The organism is Rhodoferax sp. GW822-FHT02D07, assembly GCF_058802405.1.
In genome coordinates this window covers 318443-342243 of the sequence record NZ_JBXAOD010000003.1, presented here as the reverse complement: position 1 = coordinate 342243, position 23801 = coordinate 318443, and the positions used below count along the sequence as shown (strand labels likewise).

27 protein-coding genes are annotated in these 23801 nt (G+C 66.6%); 10 read left to right on the top strand and 17 right to left on the bottom strand.

Translation table 11 applies throughout. The features are described 5' to 3' along the window. The first annotated feature begins 93 nt into the window (after positions 1-93). Positions 94-735, top strand: a complete 642-nt coding sequence (locus tag AC1RNN_RS09765) for a TetR/AcrR family transcriptional regulator (RefSeq protein ID WP_493088570.1) — start codon at positions 94-96, stop codon at positions 733-735. A gap of 140 nt (positions 736-875) precedes the next feature. Beyond that, entirely contained in the window at positions 876-1724 is an 849-nt protein-coding gene (locus AC1RNN_RS09760) for a pirin family protein (protein ID WP_493088569.1), read from the top strand. 47 nt (positions 1725-1771) lie between these two features. Here AC1RNN_RS09760 and AC1RNN_RS09755 read toward each other — a convergent pair whose 3' ends face one another. Continuing rightward, positions 1772-3235 (bottom strand): GGDEF domain-containing protein, encoded by a 1464-nt coding sequence (locus AC1RNN_RS09755; RefSeq protein ID WP_493088567.1) that lies wholly within the window; start codon positions 3233-3235, stop codon positions 1772-1774. 210 nt (positions 3236-3445) lie between these two features. Between AC1RNN_RS09755 and alkB the strand changes: the two genes are divergently transcribed. Then, the gene (gene alkB / locus AC1RNN_RS09750; protein ID WP_493088565.1) at positions 3446-4096 is read left to right on the top strand and encodes a DNA oxidative demethylase AlkB; all 651 of its coding nucleotides are present in this window, start codon (positions 3446-3448) and stop codon (positions 4094-4096) included. A gap of 8 nt (positions 4097-4104) precedes the next feature. On the opposite strand, the gene AC1RNN_RS09745 is transcribed toward alkB, so the two are convergent. From AC1RNN_RS09745 to atzF, 11 genes are read right to left on the bottom strand one after another with little or no spacing between them, the layout of a single operon-like run. Beyond that, positions 4105-4848, bottom strand: coding sequence for a GntR family transcriptional regulator (locus AC1RNN_RS09745; RefSeq protein WP_493088563.1), 744 nt, complete (start codon positions 4846-4848; stop codon positions 4105-4107). 34 nt (positions 4849-4882) lie between these two features. Then, positions 4883-5545 carry a cysteine hydrolase family protein gene (locus tag AC1RNN_RS09740; protein WP_493088561.1) on the bottom strand — a complete coding sequence of 221 codons (663 nt, stop codon included), beginning with the start codon at positions 5543-5545 and terminating at the stop codon, positions 4883-4885. Next, positions 5542-7134, bottom strand: coding sequence for an ABC transporter ATP-binding protein (locus AC1RNN_RS09735; RefSeq protein ID WP_493088559.1), 1593 nt, complete (start codon positions 7132-7134; stop codon positions 5542-5544). The genes AC1RNN_RS09740 and AC1RNN_RS09735 overlap by 4 nt, the downstream gene beginning before the upstream one ends. Then, positions 7131-7820, bottom strand: coding sequence for a biuret amidohydrolase (gene biuH / locus AC1RNN_RS09730; protein ID WP_493088558.1), 690 nt, complete (start codon positions 7818-7820; stop codon positions 7131-7133). Before biuH ends, AC1RNN_RS09735 begins: the two co-directional genes overlap by 4 nt. Positions 7821-7835: 15 nt before the next feature. Then, the gene (locus tag AC1RNN_RS09725) at positions 7836-8756 is read right to left on the bottom strand and encodes an ABC transporter permease (RefSeq protein WP_493088556.1); all 921 of its coding nucleotides are present in this window, start codon (positions 8754-8756) and stop codon (positions 7836-7838) included. Continuing rightward, positions 8753-9796, bottom strand: coding sequence for an ABC transporter permease (locus AC1RNN_RS09720; protein WP_493088554.1), 1044 nt, complete (start codon positions 9794-9796; stop codon positions 8753-8755). Before AC1RNN_RS09720 ends, AC1RNN_RS09725 begins: the two co-directional genes overlap by 4 nt. 36 nt (positions 9797-9832) lie before the next feature. Continuing rightward, complete coding sequence (locus AC1RNN_RS09715) at positions 9833-10939, bottom strand: BMP family ABC transporter substrate-binding protein (protein WP_493088552.1); 1107 nt, start codon at positions 10937-10939, stop codon at positions 9833-9835. A gap of 56 nt (positions 10940-10995) precedes the next feature. After that, positions 10996-11382 carry an oxalurate catabolism protein HpxZ gene (hpxZ, locus tag AC1RNN_RS09710; protein WP_493088879.1) on the bottom strand — a complete coding sequence of 129 codons (387 nt, stop codon included), beginning with the start codon at positions 11380-11382 and terminating at the stop codon, positions 10996-10998. Positions 11383-11399: 17 nt separating this feature from the next. Further along, on the bottom strand, positions 11400-12797 hold the full coding sequence (locus AC1RNN_RS09705) for an AtzE family amidohydrolase (RefSeq protein ID WP_493088550.1): 1398 nt from the start codon (positions 12795-12797) through the stop codon (positions 11400-11402). 6 nt (positions 12798-12803) lie between these two features. Further along, a complete protein-coding gene (locus AC1RNN_RS09700; RefSeq protein WP_493088548.1) occupies positions 12804-13016 on the bottom strand; it encodes a DUF4089 domain-containing protein in 213 nt (70 codons plus the stop codon). 13 nt (positions 13017-13029) lie between these two features. Then, positions 13030-14730, bottom strand: a complete 1701-nt coding sequence (gene atzF / locus AC1RNN_RS09695; protein WP_493088546.1) for an allophanate hydrolase — start codon at positions 14728-14730, stop codon at positions 13030-13032. Positions 14731-14873: 143 nt separating this feature from the next. Here atzF and AC1RNN_RS09690 point away from each other — a divergent pair, with 143 nt between their 5' ends. Then, positions 14874-15218 carry a hypothetical protein gene (locus AC1RNN_RS09690; RefSeq protein ID WP_493088545.1) on the top strand — a complete coding sequence of 115 codons (345 nt, stop codon included), beginning with the start codon at positions 14874-14876 and terminating at the stop codon, positions 15216-15218. A gap of 42 nt (positions 15219-15260) precedes the next feature. Here AC1RNN_RS09690 and AC1RNN_RS09685 read toward each other — a convergent pair whose 3' ends face one another. The 3 genes from AC1RNN_RS09685 to AC1RNN_RS09675 all read right to left on the bottom strand — a co-directional run bounded on the left by AC1RNN_RS09685 (position 15261) and on the right by AC1RNN_RS09675 (position 16948). After that, a complete protein-coding gene (locus AC1RNN_RS09685) occupies positions 15261-16016 on the bottom strand; it encodes a tRNA-uridine aminocarboxypropyltransferase (protein ID WP_493088543.1) in 756 nt (251 codons plus the stop codon). Between the two features lie 13 nt (positions 16017-16029). After that, positions 16030-16281 (bottom strand): hypothetical protein, encoded by a 252-nt coding sequence (locus AC1RNN_RS09680; protein ID WP_493088542.1) that lies wholly within the window; start codon positions 16279-16281, stop codon positions 16030-16032. Between the two features lie 82 nt (positions 16282-16363). After that, positions 16364-16948: a DUF1439 domain-containing protein gene (locus tag AC1RNN_RS09675; RefSeq protein WP_493088540.1), complete on the bottom strand. Its 585-nt coding sequence runs from the start codon at positions 16946-16948 to the stop codon at positions 16364-16366. 75 nt (positions 16949-17023) lie between these two features. Here AC1RNN_RS09675 and AC1RNN_RS09670 point away from each other — a divergent pair, with 75 nt between their 5' ends. From AC1RNN_RS09670 to AC1RNN_RS09655, 4 genes are all read left to right on the top strand, one after another. Next, positions 17024-17764: a helix-turn-helix transcriptional regulator gene (locus AC1RNN_RS09670; protein ID WP_493088539.1), complete on the top strand. Its 741-nt coding sequence runs from the start codon at positions 17024-17026 to the stop codon at positions 17762-17764. Positions 17765-17801: 37 nt separating this feature from the next. After that, on the top strand, positions 17802-18206 hold the full coding sequence (locus tag AC1RNN_RS09665; RefSeq protein ID WP_493088538.1) for a VOC family protein: 405 nt from the start codon (positions 17802-17804) through the stop codon (positions 18204-18206). Further along, positions 18199-18618, top strand: coding sequence for a DUF1761 domain-containing protein (locus AC1RNN_RS09660; protein ID WP_493088536.1), 420 nt, complete (start codon positions 18199-18201; stop codon positions 18616-18618). The genes AC1RNN_RS09665 and AC1RNN_RS09660 overlap by 8 nt, the downstream gene beginning before the upstream one ends. A gap of 78 nt (positions 18619-18696) precedes the next feature. Beyond that, the gene (locus AC1RNN_RS09655) at positions 18697-19476 is read left to right on the top strand and encodes a substrate-binding periplasmic protein (protein WP_493088534.1); all 780 of its coding nucleotides are present in this window, start codon (positions 18697-18699) and stop codon (positions 19474-19476) included. A 4-nt stretch (positions 19477-19480) separates the two neighbouring features. On the opposite strand, the gene AC1RNN_RS09650 is transcribed toward AC1RNN_RS09655, so the two are convergent. Next, positions 19481-21631, bottom strand: coding sequence for a TPR end-of-group domain-containing protein (locus tag AC1RNN_RS09650; protein WP_493088532.1), 2151 nt, complete (start codon positions 21629-21631; stop codon positions 19481-19483). Positions 21632-21812: 181 nt separating this feature from the next. Further along, positions 21813-22712: a LysR substrate-binding domain-containing protein gene (locus tag AC1RNN_RS09645; protein ID WP_493088530.1), complete on the bottom strand. Its 900-nt coding sequence runs from the start codon at positions 22710-22712 to the stop codon at positions 21813-21815. Positions 22713-22864: 152 nt separating this feature from the next. Between AC1RNN_RS09645 and AC1RNN_RS09640 the strand changes: the two genes are divergently transcribed. Both AC1RNN_RS09640 and AC1RNN_RS09635 read left to right on the top strand, forming a co-directional pair. Next, on the top strand, positions 22865-23413 hold the full coding sequence (locus tag AC1RNN_RS09640) for a carboxymuconolactone decarboxylase family protein (RefSeq protein ID WP_493088528.1): 549 nt from the start codon (positions 22865-22867) through the stop codon (positions 23411-23413). A 30-nt stretch (positions 23414-23443) separates the two neighbouring features. Then, positions 23444-23797, top strand: coding sequence for a CZB domain-containing protein (locus AC1RNN_RS09635; protein ID WP_493088527.1), 354 nt, complete (start codon positions 23444-23446; stop codon positions 23795-23797). The last annotated feature ends 4 nt before the right edge of the window (positions 23798-23801 follow it).

The following is a 23801-nucleotide window of genomic DNA, read 5'->3' as shown; positions in this document are numbered from 1 at the left end:
AATCTCCTGCGGGGACAGTGGGGAAATGTATTTGTGTACGCCGTCCACAAAAGAATAGCAAAGATAATGGACACTGTCCACATTCGATGTTTCATGCCTGCAGCTCGCCCCCTTGCTCGTTCCACCTACCGCCATGGCGACCTGCGCCGTGCCTTGCTGGAGGCCGGTATCAGCCTGGCCCGGTCCGGCGGACCTGTGGCCATCACCCTGCGAGAAGCCACCCGCCGCGTGGGTGTGGCGCCCAATGCCGCCTACCGCCATTTCGCCAGCCAGCAGGACCTGTTGCTCGGCGTGCGGGCCCATGCCTTGTCGGGCGTGGCCCGCTCCATGGAGGCCGCCCTGGCGGCCTTGCCCAGCGACCTGTCGCCCCAGGACCGCGCGCGCGCCAGCGTGCGCGCGGTGGGCACTGGTTACCTGCGCTACGCCAAGGCCGAGCCCGGCCTGTTCCGAACAGCGTTTGCCCTGTCGGACCGCCTGATCCAGGCCACGCCCGAATGGCCTACCGTGGGTGACAGCGGGCGCAACCCATTTGAGCTCTTGTGCGACGCCCTCGATCTGCTCGTGCAGTCTGGCGCCTTGCCTGCGGCGCGACGGCCTGGCGCCGAAGTCCTGGCCTGGTCGGCCGTCCACGGCTTGGCCCTGCTGGTGATAGACGGCCCCCTGGCCACGCCCGTGGGGCCCCATTTCGAGATGTTTGGCCAGCGCCTGCTGGATATGGTGGAAAAGGGTTTGTAGCGGGATTTGGGGTGCGATTCGCCTCAAAAACAGGACAGTGAATGCCGGCGCCCACCCCTAGCAAAGCGGGTGGAGCACCCTTACCCTTGGTGCATCGGCCTGCATTCGGCGGCCCCACCCGTTTGCACCAGGAGTTCCCCATGGAAGCCACCCTCGCTCCCCTCCCTACCCGTTCCATCGTCCACCAGACCCGTGGCAGCACCCACGGTCCCATCACCCGCCTCGTCAGCCCCGGCGACTTGGGCGAGGTGCTCAAGCCCTTCATCTTTCTCGACCGTTTCGAGGTAGCCGCCGGCGGTCAGCCGCCACGCTTTGGCATGCATCCGCACTCGGGCATTGCCACGCTCACCTACCTGATGAGCGGCCAGACCGCCTACGAAGACACCACTGGCGAACACGGCGCGCGCGGCGTGCTGCCCAATGGCGGGGTGGAATGGATGATGGCGGGCGGCGGTGTCTGGCACACCGGCGCGCCCGACAACACCGAGCGCGTGCTGGGCTTCCAGCTCTGGGTGGCCATGCCGCCTGAACTGGAACTAGCCGAGGCGCACAGCATCTACCTGGGCCCCGAGGGCGTGCCCCACGCGGGCCCGGCTCGCGTGCTGCTCGGCACCTACGAAGGCCAGACCAGCCCCATCCCCGCACCGTCCGACATGACCTACCTGGGCGTGCATCTGAAGGCTGGTGAAACCTGGCGCTTTGTGCCCCCGGTCGGCCACACCGTGGCCTGGGCTGCAGTGGGTGAAGGCGAGCTGACCGCGCCCGCCACGTTGCGCACCGGCGACCTGGCCGTGTTTGACGACGCTGGCGGTGCCGTTGCATTTGAAGCGCAGACCGACACCGCCTTCGTGCTCGGCTCCGGCGTGCTGCATCCGCATGAGCTGTTCACGGGCCCCTACTCGGTCCACACCAGCGAAGAAGCGCTGCACCGTGGCCAGGCCGGCATCCGCGAACGCGCGCAGCTGCTGCGCCAGCAGGGTCGGCTGTAGTTTCAAGGGAAATCAGTCGCTGGCCCTCGCAGAATATGCGCGAGAAGCTATTGAATTGATAGCGGCCCCATGCCCGCCAGGTAGTGGGGCGCGGCGCTCGCTGTCGCCGTATCGCCCGCCACAGGATCGGCGGCGACGTGCACGCGGTCCCGCCCCAGGTGCTTGGCTTTGTACAGCGCCCTGTCCGCCTGGGACACCAAGGCGGCGGGCTGCTGCGCCTGGCTCGGCTGCGTGACTGCCACCCCAATGCTGACCGACACCCTGCGCGGGCTGGATTGCGGGTGCGGCAGCCCCAGCGCGGCCACACCGTCGCGGATGCGTGTGGCCAGGTTGGCGGCGCCGGCTGCATCGGTGTTGGGCAGAATGACCGCGAACTCCTCGCCGCCGTAGCGCGCCGCCAGGTCCCCGGGCCGCGCACCGTGCGCCGCAATGACACCCGCCACGCGGCGCAGGCAGTCGTCGCCGCCCAGGTGGCCATAGGTGTCGTTGTAGAGCTTGAAGTGGTCCACATCCAGCATCAGCAAGGCCAGCGGCTGCTGCAGGCGCTGCGCACGCCGCCATTCGGTGGCCAGCATGTCGTCAAAGGTACGCCGGTTGGCCAGCCCTGTCAGCCCGTCCCGGCTGGCCAGCTGGGCCAGCATGGTGTTGACCTGCTTCACCCGGCGGTACAACGAGGTCAGGTCCACAAACAGCGACATCAGCACCGCCATGGAGGTAAACAGGCTGCCCACCTTGGCGAGGTACCAGCCCATGGAGAAGCGGGTGGACCCGTGGAACGTGAGCCACACATCCAGACACGCCGCGATCATGCCCACGGCCAGCCAGACCTGCTCCGACGTCTTGTTGCGGATGCGCGCTACGCTGAGCAAGGCCAGGACGTTCACGCCCAATACGCCCCAGGCAATGAGTTGCATGGGCCCTTCAAAAAACGTCTTCCCGTTGGCAAACAGCGCCGGCAGCCAGGGCAAGCCCGCCGTGGCCACGCCTGCCAGCACCAGCACCGTGGCCACCACGGCCACGCATTCGCGCATCGGCCAAAGGCGCTTGCCGTGGTGTCCTGCCGCCAGGCGCTGCACATCCCTTGCGTAGCGCAAGATCAGCGCCGCAAAGCCGGCGTGCCAAAAGCTCCACAGCCACACCGCGCTCACCGGTGCACCGATCAGGTTGCCAGGCACAAAGGCATCTGGAAACGCCGCCATCAAGGGCAGGAAGATGGCCGCCACATACAGGTAGGCGGCCCCCAGCTTGACGGTGGCTGCGCTGCGCTCGGCCACACCGCGGTTGAACAGCAGCGCCGCCAGCAACACGTTGGTCACGAACATGGCCGCACCAAAGGCCGTCATATAGCCAGGAACCGGGAACCACGGACTGTTGGCAAAGGGCGTGAGCACCACGCCCCAGGCAATCAGCCCCATGCTGATCAGAAAGGCGTACCGCCGTTGCCGTACCGATACGGCGCTTGCTTCGCTCACCGGGCTGACCGGCGGCGTGGTGGGAACAGGGCCACTCATGGAACACTTTCCAACGAACTTCTTCGCCTGTGTGTGCACCCTTCTGCGAGGGCGTCTGGCGGCAAGTGCCAGCGGACGACATCAGGAGGAATCCCCAGGCCCCGATTCTCCGTGCTTCGTTTCTTGATGGCAAGCAAGACGTGCTGGGGCGTTGCAAGCCAAATACTGTGCAAAAATACAGTGCTTCAATTCCACCTCCGCACCCACCCCGTGGACCTGTTTGACGACCTGCCTTTGGCCACCGAAGACCTGCGCACCACCATCGCGCCCGGTGCCGTGCTGCTGCGCGGCCTGGGCCGGGCGGACGACGCGCAGCTGCTGGCCGCAGCCGAGTCCGTCATCGAGCAGTCGCCCCTGCGCCACATGCAAACGCCGGGTGGCCACACCATGTCGATCCAGACCACGCGCTGCGGCAGCGTGGGCTGGGTGTCCGAACCCGGCGGCTACCGCTACGCCCCCTACCTTCCCGGTACCCGCCAGCCCTGGCCTGTCATTCCCGAGTGCCTGCAGCGCTTCGCCGTGCATGCTGCCGCCGAGGCGGGTTACCCCGGTTTTGTGCCGGACTCCTGCCTCATCAACCAGTACCTGCCCGGCAACAAGCTTGGCCTGCACCAGGACCGTGACGAACGCGACCTGCGCGCGCCGGTGGTGTCTTTGTCATTGGGTTTGCCTGCCACCTTCCTGTTCGGCGGCCTGCAGCGCACGGGCAAGACCCAGCGCTATCGCCTGGCCCATGGCGACGTGGTGGTCTGGGGCGGCCCCTCGCGGCTGGCCTTCCACGGCGTGCTGCCCGTGGCCGATGGCGACCACCCGCTGCTGGGCCGGCGCCGTATCAATCTCACGTTTCGCAAAGTCGCGTAGATGAGGGGCTAGGCGCCGCCGGCGCGCTGGCGTGCCAGGTGCACCTGGTGCAGCGTGATCTTGCGTACCTCGGCCTGGCTGCTGCCAATGTGGGCACGCAGCAGGCGCGTGGCCTCGTCGCCGCGCTTGCGCAGAATGGCCTTGAGGATCTTGGCGTGCTCGTCGTAGGTGGCTTCGATGCGCGCCTGCTTGGTGAAATCCAGCCGGCGGATGATGCGGATGCGGTCCGTCACATCGCGGTGCACCCGCGCCATCTCCTCATTGCCGGCGGCCGCCACCAAGGTGCTGTGGAAGGCCTCGTCCCACTGGCTCACCTGCTGCGTGTCGGTGCTGCGCTGCGCCGGCGGCACCATCCAGATGGCGCTGAGCTGGTCCAGCAGCGCGTGGTTGATGGGGCGGCGCGGTGTGCCGTCTTCGCACAGCGTGTGGGCGGCTGCGGTCTCCAGCACCATGCGCAGGTCGTAGAGCTGGTCAAACTGGTCAAAGTCAAACGGCAGCACGCGCCAGCCGCTGCGAAACAGCACCTCCACCAAGCCCTCCTGCTGAAGCCGTGTCAGCGCCTGGCGCACGGGCGTGCGTGACACGCCCAGGCGCTCGCTGATTTCGTTCTCGGTAAAGCGGTCGCCTGGCACCAGGCGGAATTCGCCCACGTCGGCCTTGAGCTGGTCGTAGACCTCGTCCGCACGCGAACGCCGTTCGGCGGGAGGGGTGGTGGGCGCCGGGGTCTTGGGGGTGCGGGTGGTCGTTGGCATCGCACCAAACTCTAGCAGCGTTCGCCGGGGCGCATCAGCCTTGCAGACCCTGCAGCAGCAGCGCGCTGGGCGTGGTCCAGCCCACAATGCCGCCTTGGGCGTGCACCATGGCCACCGTCGCCGTCTTGAAGGCCGGGAAGTAGCTCTCGGTGCAATCCTCCAGCAACAGGGCCTCGTAGCCGCGGTCATTGGCCTCGCGCATGGAGGTCTGCACGCAGACCTCGGTGGTCACGCCCATGAACAGCAATTGCTGGATGCTCCGTTCCTGCAGCATCTCGTGCAGGCCGGTGGCGTAGAAAGCACCCTTGCCGGGTTTGTCGATGACGATTTCGCCCTCCACCGGCGCCAGCTCGGGAATGATCTGGTTGCCCGGCTCCCCCGCCACCAGCACGCGGCCCATGGGCCCCACATCGCCAATGCGCAGCGTGGGATTGCCACGGTTGCGCTTGGCTGGCGGGCAGTCCGACAGGTCGGGCACATGCGCTTCGCGCGTGTGCACCACCAGGCCGCCCCGGGCGCGCCACGCCGCCAGCACGCGTTGGCAGGCCGGAATGATGGCTTGCAGCAGGGACACATCATTGCCCAGGCTTTCGCCAAAACCACCGGGCTCCACAAAGTCGCGCTGCATGTCGATGATGACCAGCGCGGCCTGCGCGGGCTCCAGCGAAAAATCAAAGGGCTGTGCGGCAATCTTCATGCGTGTCCTCCGCCCATGTGGGCACCTATCTCCTTGCGGTCTGCGCTGGCGGCGGCCGTCTCAAACACCACGCGGCCTTCGCTCATCACCACGATGCGGTCCGCCAGCTCCAGCAGCTCGTCCAGGTCTTCGCTGATCAGCAGCACCCCCGCGCCACGGTCACGCACCTGCCGGATGCGCAGATGGATGTCGGCCACGGCCGAGAAGTCCAGTCCGAACACCGGGTTGGCCGCAATCAGCACCTTGATGTCACCCGCCAGCTCGCGCGCCAGCACCGCGCGCTGCACGTTGCCGCCGGAGAGGCTGCGGATGGGAGCGTCCTCACCCTGCGTCTTCACGCCCAGGTCGGCAATCCAGGCGCGCGCGCGGTGGCGCCAGGCGGCCTTGCGCAGCCAGCCGCCGCGCGACAGCGGGGGCTGGTCAAAGTCGCGCAGCGCCATGTTGTCCGACACTGAGAGTTCGCCCACGCAGGCATTGCGCAACGGCTCCTCGGGCAGGCTGCGCACGCACAGCCGGCGGTTTTCTTCGCGCGTGGCACTGTAGGGCTGGCCGGTGACCTGCACCACGCCATTCAGCCGCGGACGCTGGCCCACCAGCGCCTCCACCAGCTCGCGCTGGCCGTTGCCCGAGACACCGGCAATGCCCAGGATCTCACCCGCCTGCACCTGCAGATGTACGCCGTCCAGCGCCAGCTTGCCGCGGTCGCCCATGGCACGCAGGTCGTGTACCTGCAGGGCCGGGATTGTGTTGCTTGCTATGGTTTCACTAGCTTCTGGCGCAATGGTTTCGGGGGCTGGAAGCCCATTTGGCTCCATAGCGGGTGTGCCCGCGCCGCTTTCGCCCATCATGGCCTGGGCCAGCAGGGTGGGGTTGGTGTCGGGCACCAGGGCGTGCTGCACGGCGCGGCCGCGGCGCAGCACGGTGACCGCGTCAGCATAGGCCATCACCTCGCGGAACTTGTGCGTGATGATGATCACCGAGCACTGCCCGCTGTGCGCCAGTTGGCGCACATGGCCCAGCACGTCGTCGGCTTCCTGCGGCGTCAGCACCGACGTCGGTTCGTCCAGGATCAGCAGGCGCGGCTTGAGGTAGAGCTGCTTGAGCAACTCCAGTTTCTGTTTCTCGCCCGCCGCCAGTTCGGCAGGGCGGGCATCCAGGTCCAACTGGAACGGTGTGGTTGCCAGAAAGGCCTGCAGCTCCGCGCGCTTGGCCTTCCAGTTCACCAGTGCCGGAATCTGGTTGCCCGCAAGCAGCAGGTTTTCGGCCACGCTCATGCCTGGTGCCAGCGTAAAGTGCTGGTACACCATGCCAATACCCAGGGCGCGTGCCACCACCGGGTTGGTAATGTCGTGCTCGCGTGCGTCGATCAGGATGCCGCCGCCATCGGGCCGCTGAAACCCGGCCACGCACTTCACCAGCGTGCTCTTGCCTGCGCCGTTTTCGCCCAGCAGTGCATGTACGGTGCCCGGCTCCACGCGCATGCTGACCTGGTCCATGGCGGTGAAGCTGCCAAAGCGCTTGGTCAGCGCATAGGTCTCCAGCGCCATGGCGCCGGTGGCGGGGCGGGGTGGGGGAATTAGGTCGCTCATGTGAGTGCCTCCAGCAGCGCGCTGGTGGGGGCATGTGCGCCAAACACGCCGCCTTGCATGGTGATCATCTTCAGCGCGGCGTCGTGGTTGCCCTGGTCGGTGGCGGCGGTGCCGTCGCTCAGCAGCAGGCATTCAAAGCCGCGGTCGTTGGCATCGCGCATGGTGGTGTGCACACACACGTCGGTGGTAATGCCCGCAAGGATGAGGTTGGCAATGCCGCGCGTGCGCAGCACCAACTCCAGGTCGGTGGCGTAGAACGAGCCTTTGCCGGGCTTGTCGATCACCACCTCGCCGGGCAGCGGCGCCAGCTCGGGAATGATTTCCCAGCCTGGCTCGCCGCGCACCAGGATGCGGCCGCAGGGCCCGACGTCGCCAATGCCGATGCCGTTGCGCCCAATCTGCTGCGAGCGCCAGCGCTTGTTGGCCGGCAGATCGGCCAGGTCGGGGCGGTGGCCCTCGCGCGTGTGCATCACCGCGTAGCCCAGGCTGCGCATGCGCGCCATCAGGCGCTGCAGCGGGGCGATGGGCGCGCGCGTCAGCGCGATGTCGTAGCCCATGTTGTCCACATAGCCGCCGGGGCCGCAGAAGTCGATCTGCATGTCGATCACCAGCAGCGCGGTGTTGTCGGGCCGCAGGTCACCGTTCCAGGGCCAGGCGTAGGGGTTGGCGTGTACGTGGAGGGGCATAGGAAACTCGCAGTGCTATTTGACGGAGGAGAGCTCGCCGGGGCTGCCCTGCACCACCTGGTTGGGTTTGCAGGTGATCACCAGAATGACCAGCGTGAGCACATAGGGGAAGGTGTTGAACAGGTGGTAGCCCCAGCCAATGCCGGCCGACTGCAGCGCCGGCCCCAGCGCGCCCGCACCGCCGAATAGCGCCGCCGCACCAATGCAACGCAGCGGGCTCCAGCGCGCAAAGATGGCCAGGGCCACGGCAATCAGGCCTTGGCCGCTGGAGATGCCCTCGTTCCAGCTGCCGGGGTAAAACAGGCTCAGGCTGGCGCCACCGAGGCCGGCAATCATGCCGCCCAGCGTGGTGGCAGCGAGGCGAATGCCGTTGACTGAGTAGCCCAGCGCGCGCGCCGCATGCGCCGAGTCACCCGCCATGCGCACCAGCAAGCCGTAGCGCGTGCGCGTGAAAGCCCAAGCCAAAAAGATGGCGATGCCCAGGCCCACCGGCAGCAAGGCATTCACCTTCAGTGCCGAACGTATTGCCGCCGAATCACTCCATTCGCCCAGTGCAATCGCGGCTATTTGCGGCGCCTGCGGCTGGATTAGCGGCTTGCCCAGGTAGAAGGCCAGGCCCGTGCCCAGCAGCATGAGCGCAATGCCCGTGGCCACGTCATTCACGCGCGGCAGCGCACACAGCAGCCCGTGCAGCGCCGCCAGCAGGCCACCCGCCAGCGCGCCACACAGCACGCCCACCAGTGCCGAGTCACTGACATAGGCGCCACCAAAGGCCGCCATGGCGGAGAGCACCAACACGCCCTCCAGCCCCAGATTGATGCGACCGGACTTCTCGGTCAGGCATTCGCCCAGGCTCACAAACAGAAACGGCACGCCCACACGCAGGGCACCGCCCACCAGGCCCGCGAACAGGGCAATCCATTGGTCTGCAGTCATGCGGCTTTCCTTCCCGGCAGGCGCAGCCAGTCGCGGTCGCGCAGTGCCTCGCTGGCCAGAATCAATACAAAGGCAATGCCCTGCAGCACCAGCACCGAGGCATCGGGCAGGCCCAGGCGGCGCTGCAGCAGGCTGCCCGCCGCGCCAAAGCCGCCAAACACAATGGCCACCGGAATGACGGCCCACGGGTTCTGCCGCGCGATAAAGGCCACCAAAATGCCGGCGTAGCCATAGCCTGCGATCAGCGAAGCGTTGGCGTTGGTGTGCACAGCCACCACCTCCACCGCGCCGGCCAGCCCGGCGCAGGCACCGCCCAGCGCGCAGGCCACGATGATGAGGCGGGAGGCGGGAAGCCCCACCAGCTGCGCCGTGCGCGGGTTACCGCCCACCACGCGCACCGCAAAGCCCGAAGCCGTTTGTCCCAGCCACAGCCCCAGGCCCACGCAGGCCAGCAGGCCCAGCACCAGGCCCCAGTGCACATCGGAGCCGCCCATGCCCCCCATGAGTAGACCCGCATCCAGCGTGTGGGTGGAGGGTTTGTTCAGGCTGGCTGGGTCGCGCAGCGGCCCCTCCACCAGGTGCTTGAACACGCCGATGGCGATGTAGGCCAGCAGCAGGCTGCTGATGGTCTCGTTGATGCCGCGCATCTGGCGCAACCAGCCGGCCAGGCCTATCCACAGCGCACCGGCCAGCGCACCCGCCGCGCACACCACCGCGGTGCCCAGCGCATTGCCGGGCAGTGGCAGCGCGTGGGCCACGGCCGCACAGGCCAGACCGCCCAGCACCAGCGCACCTTCGCCCCCAATGATGACCAGCCCCGCACGCGCCGGAATGGCCACGCACAGTGCGGTCAGCATCAAGGGTGCTGCGCGCTGCAGCGTGTTCTGCCACGAGAACCAGTCCCCAAATGCGCCCTTGAACAGCGTGAGCCAGACATCCACCGGGTTCACCCCGGCAAAGCTGACAAAGCCGCCAAACAACAGCAGGGCCAGGCCCACCGCCATGGTGGGCAGGAAGATGTCTTTGAGCGTGGGGTGCATTGAAATGTGGTCTCCGAAGTGCGTGCGGGCCGGTGATCAAATGCTGCCGATGACGCCTTCGACCAGGTAGTTCATGCCTTCGAGCTTCAGGTCGGTCTGGGTCAGCACGGTGCCTGCGGGGATCACCACATTGCCCTTGTTGTCCTTCAGCGGGCCCTTGAAGATGTCGAACTTGCCGGCCATCATCTGCGCCTTGATGCCATCGGCTGCCTTCTTGGCTGCGTCGGTCACAGCCGGGCCGTAGGCCGAGGTTTTCACGTAGCCGTCTTTCAGGCCGCCGCGCAGGAAGTTGGGGTGGGGCTTGCCGGACTTGGCGGCTTCCACCATGGTCTTGTAGGCGGTGAGCCAGTTCCACTCGGCACCGGTCAGGTAGGCCTGGGGCGCCAGCTTGGCCTGGCTGGCGTGGTAGCCGCACACCATCTTGCCGCGCTTGGCCGCGGTTTCCACAATCACCTTGGGGCCGTCCACGTGCATGGTGAACACATCCACGCCCTGGTCGGCCAGGCTGTTGGTGGCTTCGGCCTCCTTCACGGCCATGGACCAGTCACCTGTGAAGATCACGCTGCAGGTGATGCCGGGCTTGACCGAGCGCGCACCCATGAGGAAGGCGTTGATGTTGCGCAGCACCTGCGGAATGGGCTTGGCCGCCACAAAGCCGATCTTGCCGCTCTTGCTCATGTGGCCGGCCACCACGCCGTTGAGATACTGGCACTCGTCGATGTAACCAAAGAAGCTGCCCACGTTCTTGGGGTGCTTGCCCTCGGTCCACAGGCCGCCGCAGTGGGCAAAGCGCACATCGGGGTACTTGGCCGCCATGGCCAGGATGTGCGGGTCAAAGTAGCCATAGGAGGTGGGGAACAGCAGCGATGCGCCGTCCTGCGAAATCATGCCGCCCATGGTCTTTTGCACCACGGCGGTCTCGGGCACGTTTTCTTCCTCCACCACCTTGATGCCAGGCATCTTCTTCAGTTCGGCGGCGGCTTCCGCCTGGGCTTGGTTGTAGCCAAAGTCATCGCGTGGGCCCACGTAGATCACGCCCACAGTCAGGGGCTTCTGCGCAAAGGCCAGGGGGCTCAGGCTGGCGGCGCCCAGGGCGGCCAATGATTTCAGGGAGTCGCGGCGATTCAAAGTGGGGTGGCTCATGGTTCTCTCTCCGGTTCAGGTTGGTGAAGGACTATCGGGAAGGGGATAAAGGCTTGTCAGGGGCCAGACTCGGTGAGCCAGCTCACGTGCGCGGCCACCACACGCCAGCCCAGCGGCGTGCGCATCCAGGTCTGGCTTTGGCGGCCGGTCTTGCCACTGCCGGTGCGGCGGAACTCGCAGTTGGCGGTGGCAAAGTCCTTGCCGTAGGTGGTGATGACGGTGCGCAGCAGCTCGCGCGCCAGGCCTTGCGAGGGCCGCGCTGCCCGGAAGGCCTGGATGGCGGCGTAGCCGTACAGGTTTTCGGTGGCGCCGTAGCGCAGGGTGTGGGGGCTGTCCCAGAACAGCTCGTCGAGCACGGCCACGTCGTTGCCCACCAGGGCCGCTTCGTAGCGCTCGAATACCGCGGTCACCTCGGCCACCACATCGGGCAGGTTCACGGGCAGGGGCAGTGTGCTGATGCTCACAGGGCGGGCTCCTTCAGGTGGGCCAGGCCCGCCATCTGCAGCACCATCGCCGCACGCAGGGCCAGGTCTTCGCGCCAGGGTGCGGCAATGATTTGCACCGCAATGGGCAGGCCGCCCGTGCCCTCGGGCCACAGCGGTGCGGCCACCACGGGGCAGCCCGCAAACGACACCGGCTGCGTGAGCAGGCCAATGGACGGGCGGCAGGGCAGCTGCTGGCCGTTGATGTCGATCCACTCCGCACCCAGCGGCGGCGCGCTGACCGGTGTGGCCGGGGCCAGCAACACGTCCCATTGCGTGAACAGTGCGTTCACCTTGTCGCGGTAGATGCGGCGAAAGCGCTGTGCCTGCAGGTACCAGGCTGCGGGCTGTAGCGCACCTGCCAAAAAACGGTCTACCGACAGCGGCTCAAAGTCGTGTGCGCGGGTACGCAGGTCATCCAGATGCAGGTTGGCGCCCTCGCTGGCCGTGGTGATAAAGGCCGCTGCGCGCCCTAGCGCCGCGTCGGGCCACTCCACCAGGTCCGACGCGCCCAGCGCCTTGGCCGCAGCCATGGCGGCGGCGCGCGCTGGTGGCGTGGCGTTGTCGTGGAAGTAGCCCCCCAGCAGACCGACACGCAAGCCCGCCATGCCTTGCCGCAGTACAGGGGTTACGGGCTCAACGTGCGTCGCGTGGCAGCCCGGGTCCAGCGGGTCGGGGCTTTGCATGGCGTCGTAAGACCAGGCCAGCGCCTCCACCGAATCGGCCAGCGGCCCCAGGTGGTCGATGCTCTGCACGAAGGGGTAGCTGCCGCGGCGCGAAAGCCGGCCAAAGGTGGGCTTGAGCCCCCACACCCCGCAAAACGATGACGGCACGCGGATGGAGCCATTGGTGTCCGAGCCCAGCGCGATGGGCACCTGCCCTGCTGCAACGGCCGCGCCCGAGCCGCCCGAGGAACCACCCGCCGTGCGCTGCAAGTCGTGCGGGTTGTGGCACGGCCCTTCGTGGCTGTTCTCGGTGGTGAAGCCGTAGGCGTACTCGTCCATGTTGAGTCCGCCTACCAGCACTGCTCCGGCAGCCTGCATGCGTTGCACCAGAAAGGCGTCGCTGGTCGCTGGCGCATGGCCTCGGTTGATCTTGGAGCCAGCCAGCGTGACCTCTCCGGCCATGTCAAACAGGTTCTTCACTGCATAGGGCACACCGGCCAGCGGTGGCAGCGCTTCGCCGCGGGCGCGTCGCGCGTCGATCTGCGCAGCTTCGGTCCGGGCGCGGGCGTAGCCTCTGCTGGTGAAGGCGTTCACGCGCCCATCGGTGGACTCGATGCGGGCAATGCTGGCCTCCAGCACTTCAGCGGCGCTGCGCTCGCCACTGGCCACCTGGCGGGCGATGTGTTGGGTGGTGGTTGCTACGGTATTCATAGCTGCTCACGCAGATTCAACGGAGGATGAAGGCGTATTTGGCTTGTAAATCTCGGCCAGCTCAGCCTCGGGTGGCAGGGCCAGCGTGTCCAGCATCTGGGCCATGGCGGCGGTGCGTTGCAGGTGCGCGGCCACGCGCACGACCTGCGCGTCGTCCAGCGGCAGGCCCAACACGGCGGCGCTGGCGCGCACATAGCTCAGGGCGTCGGTGTCGTTCATTGGGGTCTCCGCGTCAGGCCTTGAGGGAGGCGACGTAGTTGCGCCAGCCGCCCAGGTGGGTGATGTCGGTGGCGCCCTGGGTCGCCACGGCCTCGCAGACGAAGCCTTGCACGCTGCTGCCATCGGCCAGTTGCAGGGTGCCTATGCCCAGCGACGTGGGAATGAGGGACACGAACGAGCCGTAATGCGCCGCTGGCATTTCCCAGATCTCCAGCGCAATGCGCCCACCCGCACCGTCTGCTACGCGCACCAGACCCGGCTTGGGGGGTGTGGTGCCGGGCAGTGCATAAAAGCGGTAATGGGGCGCCGTCTCGGCGGTGGTGATCAGGCGCGCCCCACGCTCGGTAAGCTGGTTGTTCAGCGGCATGCCCGAGAGGTGGGCCCCCACCACGGCCACGCGCACCACGGGCTCGGCACGCAAACCGGCGATGGGCTGGGGTGCGGGCAGGGGCTGGCCGGTAGCACCCAGCGGCAGGCCCGTGGCGTGGTGGTAGCGCTGGCCCAGTTCGGCCAACTGCAAGTCGCTGGCGCATGGGCCGATGAGCGTGATGCCAAACGGCAGGCCATCGTCGCGCAGGCTGCTGGGCACGGACAGCGCCGCGTAGTCCAGCAGATTCACAAAATTGGTGTACGCGCCCAGGTTGCGGTTCAGCACCACCGGGTCGGCCTGCATGGCGGCAATGGTGTAGTGCGTGGGTGCGGTGGGAACCAGCAGCACGTCAATGCGGTCCCACATGGCATCGGCCTTCTGGCCCAGCGCGCGCAATTGCGTTTGGGCCTCGAACACATCGGCCGCGTTGAAGTTGCGCCCCTTGGCGATGATGCTGCGCACCGGCTCCACCACCTGGTCTTCCTGCGTGTCAAAGAAGGGGCGGATGGCGGCGTAGCGTTCGGCCACCAGCGCGCTCTCGTACAACAGCGCAGCGGCCTGGGCCAGAGGCTGGTATTGAATGGGCACCGCCGTACCGCCCAGCGCGGTGAGCTGGGCCACGGCCTGGGCAAAGGCCGCCTCGGCCTGTGCGTCGCCGTCAAAGGTCAGGGCGTCAGGCACCCCGAAGCGGAACTGCGTCGGGAAGGCCGTGCTGCGCAGCGCCAGCGCGCGGGAGTAGGGGTCTTTCGCGTCATGCCCCAGGGCGGCCTGCAGCACCTGGGCGGCCAAGCCCACGGTGCCCGCAAAGATGGACACGCAATCGGCACTCTGCGCCGCTGGCAGCACCCCGTGGGCGCTGATCAGGCCCTTGCTGGGCTTGAGGCCCACGATGTTGTTCAGGCCTGCCGGCACCCGGCCCGAGCCTGCGGTGTCCGTGCCCAGCGCAAAGTCCACCTGGCCCGTAGCCACCACATAGGCAGAGCCCGAACTGGAGCCGCCCGATACATACAGCGGGTTGAAGGCATTGGGCACGGCGCCGTAGGGCGAGCGCGTGCCGTTCAGGCCGCAGGCAAACTGGTCCAGATTGGTTTTGCCCAGCAGTGATGCACCGGCATCGAGCAGTTTCTGCACAACCGTGGCGTGCGCCGCAGGCTGGCGGCTAAAGGCCGGGCAGGCCGCGGTCAGCGGCAGGCCCAGCACATCAATATTGTCTTTGGCTGCAAAGCGCAAGCCCGCCAGCGGCCCCTGGCTCGCACCGGCCACGGGCGCGGCAGGGCGGTTAATCCATGCCTGGGGCGCCAGCGCGGCATCGTCGGGGCGTGAGGGAGAGAAGGTTTGCACCATTTTGAAGCATCCAATCTTGTATCCAAGAGCGAATGCAAGTGGCGTGCCAGCCATCTTTCATCGTGTTTGCCGGCGGCGCGTCAACATCACGTGTCGCAAGATCTCCTGAGTTCTTGCGCACGAAGGCACAATGGCGGCAGGGAATGCACACCAAAGAGATCACCATGCGCCACGCCGTAGCTATCCGCCACACGCTGAGTTTTGCCGTACTACTGGCCTCGCCCTGGCTGGCAGTGGCGGGCTCCTTGCACAAGTGTGTGCAGGGCCAGACGGTGGTTTACAGCGACAAGCCTTGCCCTGAGGGTGTGCAGGCCTACTCGGTGACGGGTGGCAGTATCAGCACCACCGACTCCTTGCCAACACCCCGGCAGAGCGACTACTCCGGTTATTACTACTACCAGGGCATCTCTGGCCGTCCCCAGGTGCCTTACCTCTCGAAGCAGAAAAGCGTCGAAGAGTCGCTCAGAGAACGATCCATTCGGCGCTAGAGTCCGTAAATACTGCGCCAGCAGCTCCTGAAACGATAGCAATCAAGTTGACGAGGCCAGTGCCTGCAGGCGCTGGTGCGCCTCGCTGTCCCACAGCGGGGGCAGCTGGTTCTTGGCGCGCAGGTAGTGCAGGCTGAAGACCTCCAGCCAGGCTTCCAGCACCTGGGCCGCGTGCGGCTCGCCGGCCAGCTCCAGGCACAGGGCGCCCACCTCGCTGGTGCAGAAGTGGTCGTCGCGGCGGCTGCGGCGCAGTTGGTAGCGCGAGATCTGCTCGGGCTGCAGGCTCAGCACCGGAAAGCGGTCCAGGTAGGGGCTCTTGCGGAACATCTTGCGTGCTTCCGGCCAGGTGGCGTCCAGCAAGATGAAGAGTGGGCGCTTGCCCGCCGCACTCTCTTCCACCGGCGGCAGCGTGTTCACCACCCGCCCTTCCGCTACAAACTCGCCGGGGAACACCACATAAGGCTGCCACTGCGGGTCGGCCAGCAGCTCCAGCAGCGCCGGGTCCACCTCGGTACGCGCCCAGCCAAAGGCCCAGGTGTCGGCCACCACATCGGCAATCAGCCAGCCCGTGTTGCTGGGCTTGATGGGCTCGATGTCCGCCATCAGCAGGCACACCCCCACGCGCGTGGGCACCCGCGGGCGCAGCGCGCAGATGCAGTGGGCGGGCGCCACCCGGCAGTCCGGGCAGCGCTCGGCCTTCATGCCGCCGCGCGCCAGAAAGGGCTTGGCGCTGCGGGCCAGGCGGGCGGCACGCAGGCGGGAGACCGCGTGGGCTTGTGTGGGAGAGGGCGGCTGCATGGTCACGGCGCGTTCAGCGTCGTGGCAGAGACCAGCCTGCGCGCTGGTTGGTCTTGTCGTTCTCGTAGTCCCAGACCGAGGCACAGCGGTCACAGCGGTAGCGGGTGACCGTCACGCTGCGCTCGCCACGCAGCTCCTTGCGGCTGTCGCCCTGCACCAGTTCCGGGTGGCCGGGCGCGCGGCGCCAGTTGCGCTGTATGCCCCGGCAAGATTCACACAGTGCGGCTTCGCGGGCTTCTGCAGCTATTTTGTAGTTGTCGGTCATATGCATGTCGCCTTGGCAGCGTGGTGAGGAAGGGGGATGATTGTCGCCGCCCCGCTGATTTGCTTTGCCAAGCTGGCAAAAATCAGCTCAGCGGCTTGGGCACAAAGCCGATGCTCAGCCCGGTTTCGGTCACCGTGATGCTGCCGGGCTGCATGCCCAGGCCGTCTGGCAGGGCCAGGTCTTGCGGGCGCATGCGGTGCACCACCACCTCCAGCAGCGTGCGCTCCGCCAGGGCCGGGGCATAGGCCTTGATCAGCGCCATGGCCGATGGCGGCAGGGTGGGAAAGTCCAGGCGCTTGAGGCGCAGCTGGTGCGCGCGCACCGTGCGGTCGCTGGCCTCGTAGCGCAGCGCAAACTCCACATCCAGCGTGCCCTGGTGGCTGCGATTCAGCGCTGGGCCGGCGGCTTCCACCTGCGCCTCCGCACCCAACCGGTTTTGCGCCGGCAGCAGGCGCAGCTGCGGCACCTGCACATCCAGGTTCAGAATGCCCGGCACCGGGTAGCGCAGTGGAAAGCGCTGGCCCACCGCCGCCTGCAGCGCCGCGGCAGACACCTTGTAGCTCGGCGCAGCCGCTGGCGCGTCGTCCGCCTCGGGCTCCGATTCCGCCCAGGCCAGGCGGGCCAGCGGCAGGGTCAGCAGGGTGGACAGGGCAACACGGCGGTGCATGGCAGAAATCTTAGGCGCTAAGTGTTGCGGCATGGCTGCCGCTGTGTAAACAAATGCAGCACTATCATCCGCCGCATGTCCCGCTCCTCCCGCCTCTTCGACCTGATCCACCTGCTGCGCAGCCACCGGCGTGCGGTGAGCGGGCAGGCATTGGCGGAGCAGTTGGGGGTAAGCATTCGCACGCTCTACCGCGACATTGCCAGCCTGCAGGCGCAGGGCGCGCAGATCGAGGGCGAGCCCGGCGTGGGCTATGTGCTCAAGCCCGGCTTCGTCTTGCCGCCGCTCATGTTCACGCCCGAAGAGGTGGAGTCGCTGGTGCTGGGCGCGCGCTGGGTGGCGCAGCAGACGGATGACGGCCTGGCCGCCGCGGCGCGCAGTGCGCTGGCCCGCATTGCAGCCGTGCTGCCGCCCGAGCAGCGCCATGATCTGGAGGTGTCGGCCCTGCTGGTAGCCACCAGCCGCGCCAACCAGAGCGCAGACCAGGAGCCCCTGCCCCAGACCGCGCCGCCCGAGCTGCTGCGCCAAGCCGTGCGCATCGAACACAAGCTGCGCATCAGCTACCAGGACGCCCAGGGTGCACCGTCCGAGCGCGTGGTCTGGCCCTTCGCGCTGGCCTACTTCGAGCGGGCGCGCGTGCTCATGGGCTGGTGCGAACTGCGGCAGGACTACCGCTACTTCCGCACCGACCGCATTGCCAGCGCCGAGCTGCTGGAGGCGCGCTATCCCCAGCGCAAACAGGCCTTGCTCAAGGCCTGGCGGCAGACGCTCGCGCCCGACAAGCGCTACACCATACTGCCGGAAACTGACAGCATGTAAACCTAGTCTTGGCTCCTTCCCAACCCTGGAGCCCCTGATGAAATTTGCCTCTGTTCGCCTGGTCACCGCCGATGCTGCCAGCGTCGACACGCTGGCGTCCTTCTACACGCGCCTGACCGGCGTGACCGCCACCCGCCCCGTGCCCGACTTTGCCGAGCTCCGCTTTGCGGGCCTTGTGCTGGCCATCTCTTCTGAGCGCATGGTCCAGCAGTTCAACGCCGGCGCTGCCCGCGCTGCGGCCAACCAGTCCGCCATCCTCGAATTTGAGGTGGACGACGTAGACGCCGTGCACCAGCGCTTGGGCGATTCGGCGAACACCGCCATGCCCCCCAGCACCATGCCCTGGGGCAACCGCTCCTTGCTGCTGCGCGACCCGGATGGCAATGTGGTCAACGTGTTCTCGCGCCACGTGGCCCATGTGCAGGAGGCCGCCCGTGCTTGACGCCTTCCGCTCCATCCCCTGGCTGGCCGTGCTGCTGGCCGCTGTGGTCGCATCCTTCGTTCTGGGTGGCGTGTGGTTTGCGCTGCTGTTTGCCAAGCCGTATGCCCGCGCCCTGGGCAAAGAGAACGCGCCGCCGCAAAAGCTCACGCCCATCTTCATCATCGGCCCCTTCGTGTGCAGCTTCGTTGTGGCCGTCACCAGCGCCATGTTGCAGCCGCTGCTGCATATCGACACCGCCAGTGCCGCCGTGGCCTTCGGCGCGCTGCTGGGGCTGGGCTATCTGGGCGCCACGGCCACCAACGTGGCCATCAACCCAAACATGCCCCGCCCCCTGCTCTACGCGCTGGTGAACGTGCCCTACTTCGCCCTGTCCAGCATCGTCATCCAGCTCGTGCTCGTCGCCCTGCGCTAGCCCAGCCGCCAGCACGGGGGGCTGGTGCACTGTCATCGTGCGTGTCTATACTCCGCCCAAAACTATTACGTTGGGCGAATGCACCTCCTCCTGCGTCCCGTTGTTTGCATCGCTGCGAGTTGCCTCGCCCAGATGGCGCTGGCCTGCCCGTTCAGCATCGTCTATAGCGACCAGGCCTCCCCGCCCTACTACCTGGGCGACGGCGAGACCATCCCCGCCAACCCCGGCATTGCGGTCGAAATCGTCAACCAGGCCGCAGCCAAGATGGGCTGCAAGGTCGAGTGGAAACGCCTGCCCGGCCGCCGCGCCCTGCGCGAGCTCGAGAGCGGCGCTGCCCAGGCCATGCTGCTGCTCTCCTACAGCCCCGAGCGCGCCGCCTACGCCGTTTACCCCATGCTGGGCGACGCGCCCGACCCCAGCTACAGCCTGGCCACGCTGAGCTACAGCGTCTACGTCAAAGCCGGCTCCACCTTCAAGTGGGACGACAAGAAGTTCACCCCCGCGCAGGGCCTGGTCGGCGTCAACTCGGGCTACTCGGTGGCGGACGAAGTGCGCAAGCTCGGCCCCACGGTAGAAGAAGCCCCCAGCACCGCCAATAACCTGCAAAAGCTGCTCATGGGCCGCATCACCGCCTATGTGGGGCAAGACCTGCAGGTCGATCTGGTCATCGAAGACAAGCGCATCACCGGCGTGCAAAAAATGCCCATGCCTTTCTCGTCCAAGGACTACTACCTGCCCTTCTCCAAGCAGTTCTTCGACAAATCCCCCGCCAGCGTCCACCAGCTCTGGAAGCTGCTGGCCGAAGTGCGCAAGGCACAGGGCAAGGCGCTGATGAAGAAGTACCTGGACCTGTACTAGGCCCTCAGCCCGCAGGCTGGTCGGCCAGCGCCTTCAAAAAGTCTGCATCCTTCCAGTACTTCTCGAAATCCGTGTCCGCCATGAACTGCGCCATCGGCTTGCCCAGCCGGCGCGCGGCGGCAATGCTCTCCAGCATGTGCGGCTTGTCACCGCTCACCGCGTAGTAGCAGGCCAGGTTGTACATCAGCGTGCCGTTGGTTTGCTTGGCGAGGTCAAACTTCGGGCCAATCAGCGTCGCCATCACCGCGGGCACCAGGTCCTTGTCCTGCGGCGCCAGCTGGCTGTGGATGGCCAGCGTCTGGCTGGCAATCACGCCGATGTTGTAGGGCTGGCCGGGGTCCTTGCTGTAGTGGCCAATGTGCGGGTGTACCTCTTTCAGGTAGTGGCGCACCAGCGTGGCCGCCGCCTTGAAGTCGCGCTGACGGTTGTAGTCGTTGATCAGCTCCGCGTAGGACGCTGTCACGTTGGGCGCCAGCGCCTCTGCGTGCTCCTTGTCCTGCGCCAGGGTTTGCGTCAGCTTCAGAAAAGCCGGCAAGCCCGCCGCACCCGGCGCCTTGGCCGCCGTCCGCACGGCTTGCAGCTGGTCGCGCTGCGCCTGGTCAGACACACGCTCGGCCGGCGGCTTGGCCACATAGGCAAAGCGCGCCTTTGCCAACGGCGCCTGCTTGTCGCCGCTGCGCAGCAGCACCTGCATGCCCTCCAAGGGCCCGGTAATGTCGGGCACCTTCACCACCAGCTCCAGCGGCGTGGTCTGTATCTTGTTGGTTCGCAGCAGGTTGAAGGCCGTGGCCGTCTCCTCCGCATCCAGCGTCACGCGCAGCACTGCGGTTTCTTCGTCATAGCTCTTGTTCCACTGCACCACCAGCGCCGAAGGCACCTGCCGCAGCACCGGCCACAGCGCGCGCACCTCCACCTTCGGCCCCATCTCGGGAATGCGCGGGCCCTTGGCCGGGTCGCGCAGCCAGTAGTGCACGGGTGCAGACACGGGCGCCTGGGCAGGCGGCTGCGCGCCAAACTCCACCAAACCCGTCACCGCCGCGCCATTGGCCTTCGGCCCCTCAAACACCGGGCGCCAATCGGGCATCAGCCCCTTGACCGCGGCGGGCTGGCCCGTGCCCTTGGGCCGCACCACATACAGGCCAATGTCCTTCTCGTAAAACGGCACCAGCGCCGATTCGCCCGAGCGCTCCTGGTAGGTGCGCATGTGCTGCGTGAACCACGGGTTCATGCCGGGCGCGGCCGCTGCCGGCGCCCACCAGCGCATGTCGGAAAACCGGTATTCGCCGCCCCTGGAGGCCACAAAGGCCTTGAACTGGATCACCTCGCCCCCCACGCGCAGCTGCGTGTAGGCGTCGCCAAACCAGTAGCGCCCAGGCAGCCCGCCGGGCACACCCATGGCCTTGAGCGCGCGGCCAATCGTGGCGCCAAACACCTGCCCGCCCAGGCCTTCTTCCAGGTGGTATTTGCGCTTCTCAAAGTCCACCACCTGCACGCGCGGGGGCGTACCTTCGCTATCGGCAAACTCCTCTGGCTCCACCTCTTGCCAGGCCTGGGGCCGCGTCTTGTAGCCGTTCAGGCAGGTGGCCTCCCAGCGCAGCGCCTCGGCCGAATGCGTGCGCTGGTTGCAGTAGTCGTCCACCGCGTCGTGGTGGCGGGTGATGTTCATGATCTGCGCCTTGCCTGCCTTCCAGATGTAGGCCCAGGCCGTCGTATCCGTCTTGCCAAACTCCACTACCTCCGCCTTGTCCAGCGCGGCCCAAAGCTCCGAAGGCGACAGCGCATTGCCGTTGAGCGGCGCGCCATAGGTCTTGCGCTGTCGCTCGCCGGTAAACACCCAGTCGATGTAATACAGCGGCGTAAACGCCACGCCCGAGGTGAACAGATGCGAGGGCTCGCGCAGCGAATCCACCAGCTCGCCCTGCGCGCTGAACTTCCACAAATACCCGTCCGCCGCAGCCACCACCTGCCGCGTGCGCGGAATGGCAAACAGGCCCTCCACATCGCCATGCAGCACCTTGCGCGCCTCCAAGTTTGCAGAGGCCGCCAGGTTTTCAGACAGATGCGGATAACCCGCGGGCGGCTTGGCGCCGAGCAGGGCGCTGAAGAAGGTCAACATGGCAAACGCGCCCAGGGCGCGGGCAGAAGGAATGGACATGGCGCGATTAAACCCCCTCGGCCCCATCGGGTCTGCCTTCTGCCCACGACACCGCGCAGCGGCGCAGTTACTCAAGGCCCGCTCACCCTGCGCTTCTTTGGCAAGCACTTGGGATAAATGTGCCTCGAGGCCTTGTGAAATATGCGCCGGCAGCTATTGTCTTGATAGCAAACGCAGCGGGCTAGTTCAACGCAGGGTCCTCGCGCAGCCGCTCGATGGCCATGTCTATGAAGGCCCGCACCCGGTGCGAGGCTTGGCGCCCTTCGCGGTGCACCACATGCACCGGCAGCGGCGTGGGCTCAAAGGCGGTCAGCACGGTCTGGAGCTTGCGCGCAATCAGGTGCTCTGCCACCTGGTACGACAGCAGGCGCGTCAGCCCAAAGCCGCCCACCACCGCCGCGATGGCAGAGTCATTGGTCGTGGTGGTCATGCGGGCCTGCAGCCGCACCGTGAGCGGCTCTCCCTTGTGCTGCATGCGCCACTCGGGGTGGGGCGTCACGCTGTTGGCAGACACGATGGCGTGGCGGTGCAAGTCATCCGGGGTGAGCGGTATGCCATGCGCCTTCAGGTAGGCGGGTGATGCGCACACCACCCGGCGCACCTGCCCCACACGAATGGCCTGCATGGTCGAGTCTGGCAGCTCGCCAATGCGAATCGCCACGTCCACCCCCTCATCCACCATGTTCACCACGCGGTCCAGAAACATGCAGGTCGCGTTCACCTCCGGGTAACGCTGCAGGTACTCGCTCACGATGGGCGTCACAAACTTGCCCCCGAACAACACCGGCGCAGTGATGGTGAGCCGCCCGCGCGGCGCGCCGTGCTGGCCGGTCACCGACTCATCCGCCTCTGCCATTTCGGCCAGGATGCGCCGGCAATCCTGCACATAGCGTTCACCCGCCTCCGTCATGCGCACCGTGCGGGTGGTGCGCGTCAGCAGGCGCAAGCCCAGGTGGGCCTCCAACTCGTTCACCGCCCGAGTAACTGCGGGCGGCGAGATGGCCAGCTTGCGCGCCGCCCCTGCAAAGCCCTGGGCATCCACCACGGCCACCAGCACATTCATCAGGTGAAAACGGTCCATATTGTTCTGCTAAATGGAAGAGTGAATTAAGTATGGCGCTGATTCTATTTGTTGCGCCATCTAAATACAGTACACCCATTCGCTGACCACTGCTGTTTTTGCAGACGCAGCGAATCCAGGTAATCCGCCCTTAACTTTTGAAAGAAACCACCATGTCCCGTATCAGCATCCCCTCTGTCGAACACTCTGTTGAAGCCTCCAAGCCCCTGCTGGCGGCCGTGCAAAAGTCCCTCGGTGTCACCCCCAACCTGATGAAGCTCGTCGGCCACAGCCCCGCCGCGCTGGAAGGCTACCTGTCCCTCAACGGCGCCGTGGGCAAGGGCAAGTTGCCGGTGCAGCTGCGTGAGCGCATTGCGCTGGCGGTGGCCGAATTCAACGGCTGCGACTACTGCCTCTCGGCCCACGACTACCTGGGCGCCAACGTAGCCAAGCTCAGCCGCGCCGAGCTCGATGCCGCCCGCGACGGCCATTCTGAAGACGCCCAGGTGGAAGCCGCCTTGCACTTCGCCCTGCAAGTGGCCCAAGCCCGTGGCCGTGTGTCCGACGCCGACCTGGCCGCCGTGCGCCTGGCCGGTTTTGACGAAGCCGCCATCGTCGAGATCGTCGTCAACGTGTCCCTCAACGTGCTGACCAACTACGTCAACAACGTGGCCCAGACCGACATCGACTTCCCGCAAGTCCACGCCAAGCTGGCCGCGTAAATCCACCCACGCCACCGGAGAAGAAAGACCATGGACCTCAACAATGCGGCGCAAACCCATGCGCAATGGAAAGTGAAACTGCGCGCGGCGATCGCGAAGCGCGAACAAATGGACATCGCCACCCTCTCCCGGGACGATTGCTGCGAGTTGGGTCAATGGTTGCACGGCGAAGGACGGGCCCAGTTCGGCCGTCTGGTCTCGCACACAGACTGTGTCAAAAAGCATGTGGTGTTTCATGCCGAAGTGGCCAAAGTCGCCAAGGCGGTCAACGCCGCCCGCTACCAAGCGGCTGAAACCATGCTGGGTGCGGGAACGTCCTATGCGCAGGCGTCCAGCGCCATGGCGGTGGCTTTCATGAACCTGCGCAAAGAAGCCAACATCTGAGGCA

Coding starts and splice junctions, on each gene's coding strand:
- AC1RNN_RS09765 (WP_493088570.1), top strand. CDS start 94: ATGCCTGCAGCTCGCCCCCTTGCTCGTTCCACCTACCGCCATGGCGAC.
- AC1RNN_RS09760 (WP_493088569.1), top strand. CDS start 876: ATGGAAGCCACCCTCGCTCCCCTCCCTACCCGTTCCATCGTCCACCAG.
- AC1RNN_RS09755 (WP_493088567.1), bottom strand. CDS start 3,235: ATGAGTGGCCCTGTTCCCACCACGCCGCCGGTCAGCCCGGTGAGCGAA.
- AC1RNN_RS09745 (WP_493088563.1), bottom strand. CDS start 4,848: ATGCCAACGACCACCCGCACCCCCAAGACCCCGGCGCCCACCACCCCT.
- AC1RNN_RS09740 (WP_493088561.1), bottom strand. CDS start 5,545: ATGAAGATTGCCGCACAGCCCTTTGATTTTTCGCTGGAGCCCGCGCAG.
- AC1RNN_RS09735 (WP_493088559.1), bottom strand. CDS start 7,134: ATGAGCGACCTAATTCCCCCACCCCGCCCCGCCACCGGCGCCATGGCG.
- biuH (WP_493088558.1), bottom strand. CDS start 7,820: ATGCCCCTCCACGTACACGCCAACCCCTACGCCTGGCCCTGGAACGGT.
- AC1RNN_RS09725 (WP_493088556.1), bottom strand. CDS start 8,756: ATGACTGCAGACCAATGGATTGCCCTGTTCGCGGGCCTGGTGGGCGGT.
- AC1RNN_RS09720 (WP_493088554.1), bottom strand. CDS start 9,796: ATGCACCCCACGCTCAAAGACATCTTCCTGCCCACCATGGCGGTGGGC.
- AC1RNN_RS09715 (WP_493088552.1), bottom strand. CDS start 10,939: ATGAGCCACCCCACTTTGAATCGCCGCGACTCCCTGAAATCATTGGCC.
- AC1RNN_RS09705 (WP_493088550.1), bottom strand. CDS start 12,797: ATGAATACCGTAGCAACCACCACCCAACACATCGCCCGCCAGGTGGCC.
- AC1RNN_RS09700 (WP_493088548.1), bottom strand. CDS start 13,016: ATGAACGACACCGACGCCCTGAGCTATGTGCGCGCCAGCGCCGCCGTG.
- atzF (WP_493088546.1), bottom strand. CDS start 14,730: ATGGTGCAAACCTTCTCTCCCTCACGCCCCGACGATGCCGCGCTGGCG.
- AC1RNN_RS09690 (WP_493088545.1), top strand. CDS start 14,874: ATGCACACCAAAGAGATCACCATGCGCCACGCCGTAGCTATCCGCCAC.
- AC1RNN_RS09685 (WP_493088543.1), bottom strand. CDS start 16,016: ATGCAGCCGCCCTCTCCCACACAAGCCCACGCGGTCTCCCGCCTGCGT.
- AC1RNN_RS09680 (WP_493088542.1), bottom strand. CDS start 16,281: ATGACCGACAACTACAAAATAGCTGCAGAAGCCCGCGAAGCCGCACTG.
- AC1RNN_RS09675 (WP_493088540.1), bottom strand. CDS start 16,948: ATGCACCGCCGTGTTGCCCTGTCCACCCTGCTGACCCTGCCGCTGGCC.
- AC1RNN_RS09670 (WP_493088539.1), top strand. CDS start 17,024: ATGTCCCGCTCCTCCCGCCTCTTCGACCTGATCCACCTGCTGCGCAGC.
- AC1RNN_RS09665 (WP_493088538.1), top strand. CDS start 17,802: ATGAAATTTGCCTCTGTTCGCCTGGTCACCGCCGATGCTGCCAGCGTC.
- AC1RNN_RS09655 (WP_493088534.1), top strand. CDS start 18,697: ATGCACCTCCTCCTGCGTCCCGTTGTTTGCATCGCTGCGAGTTGCCTC.
- AC1RNN_RS09650 (WP_493088532.1), bottom strand. CDS start 21,631: ATGTCCATTCCTTCTGCCCGCGCCCTGGGCGCGTTTGCCATGTTGACC.
- AC1RNN_RS09645 (WP_493088530.1), bottom strand. CDS start 22,712: ATGGACCGTTTTCACCTGATGAATGTGCTGGTGGCCGTGGTGGATGCC.
- AC1RNN_RS09640 (WP_493088528.1), top strand. CDS start 22,865: ATGTCCCGTATCAGCATCCCCTCTGTCGAACACTCTGTTGAAGCCTCC.
- AC1RNN_RS09635 (WP_493088527.1), top strand. CDS start 23,444: ATGGACCTCAACAATGCGGCGCAAACCCATGCGCAATGGAAAGTGAAA.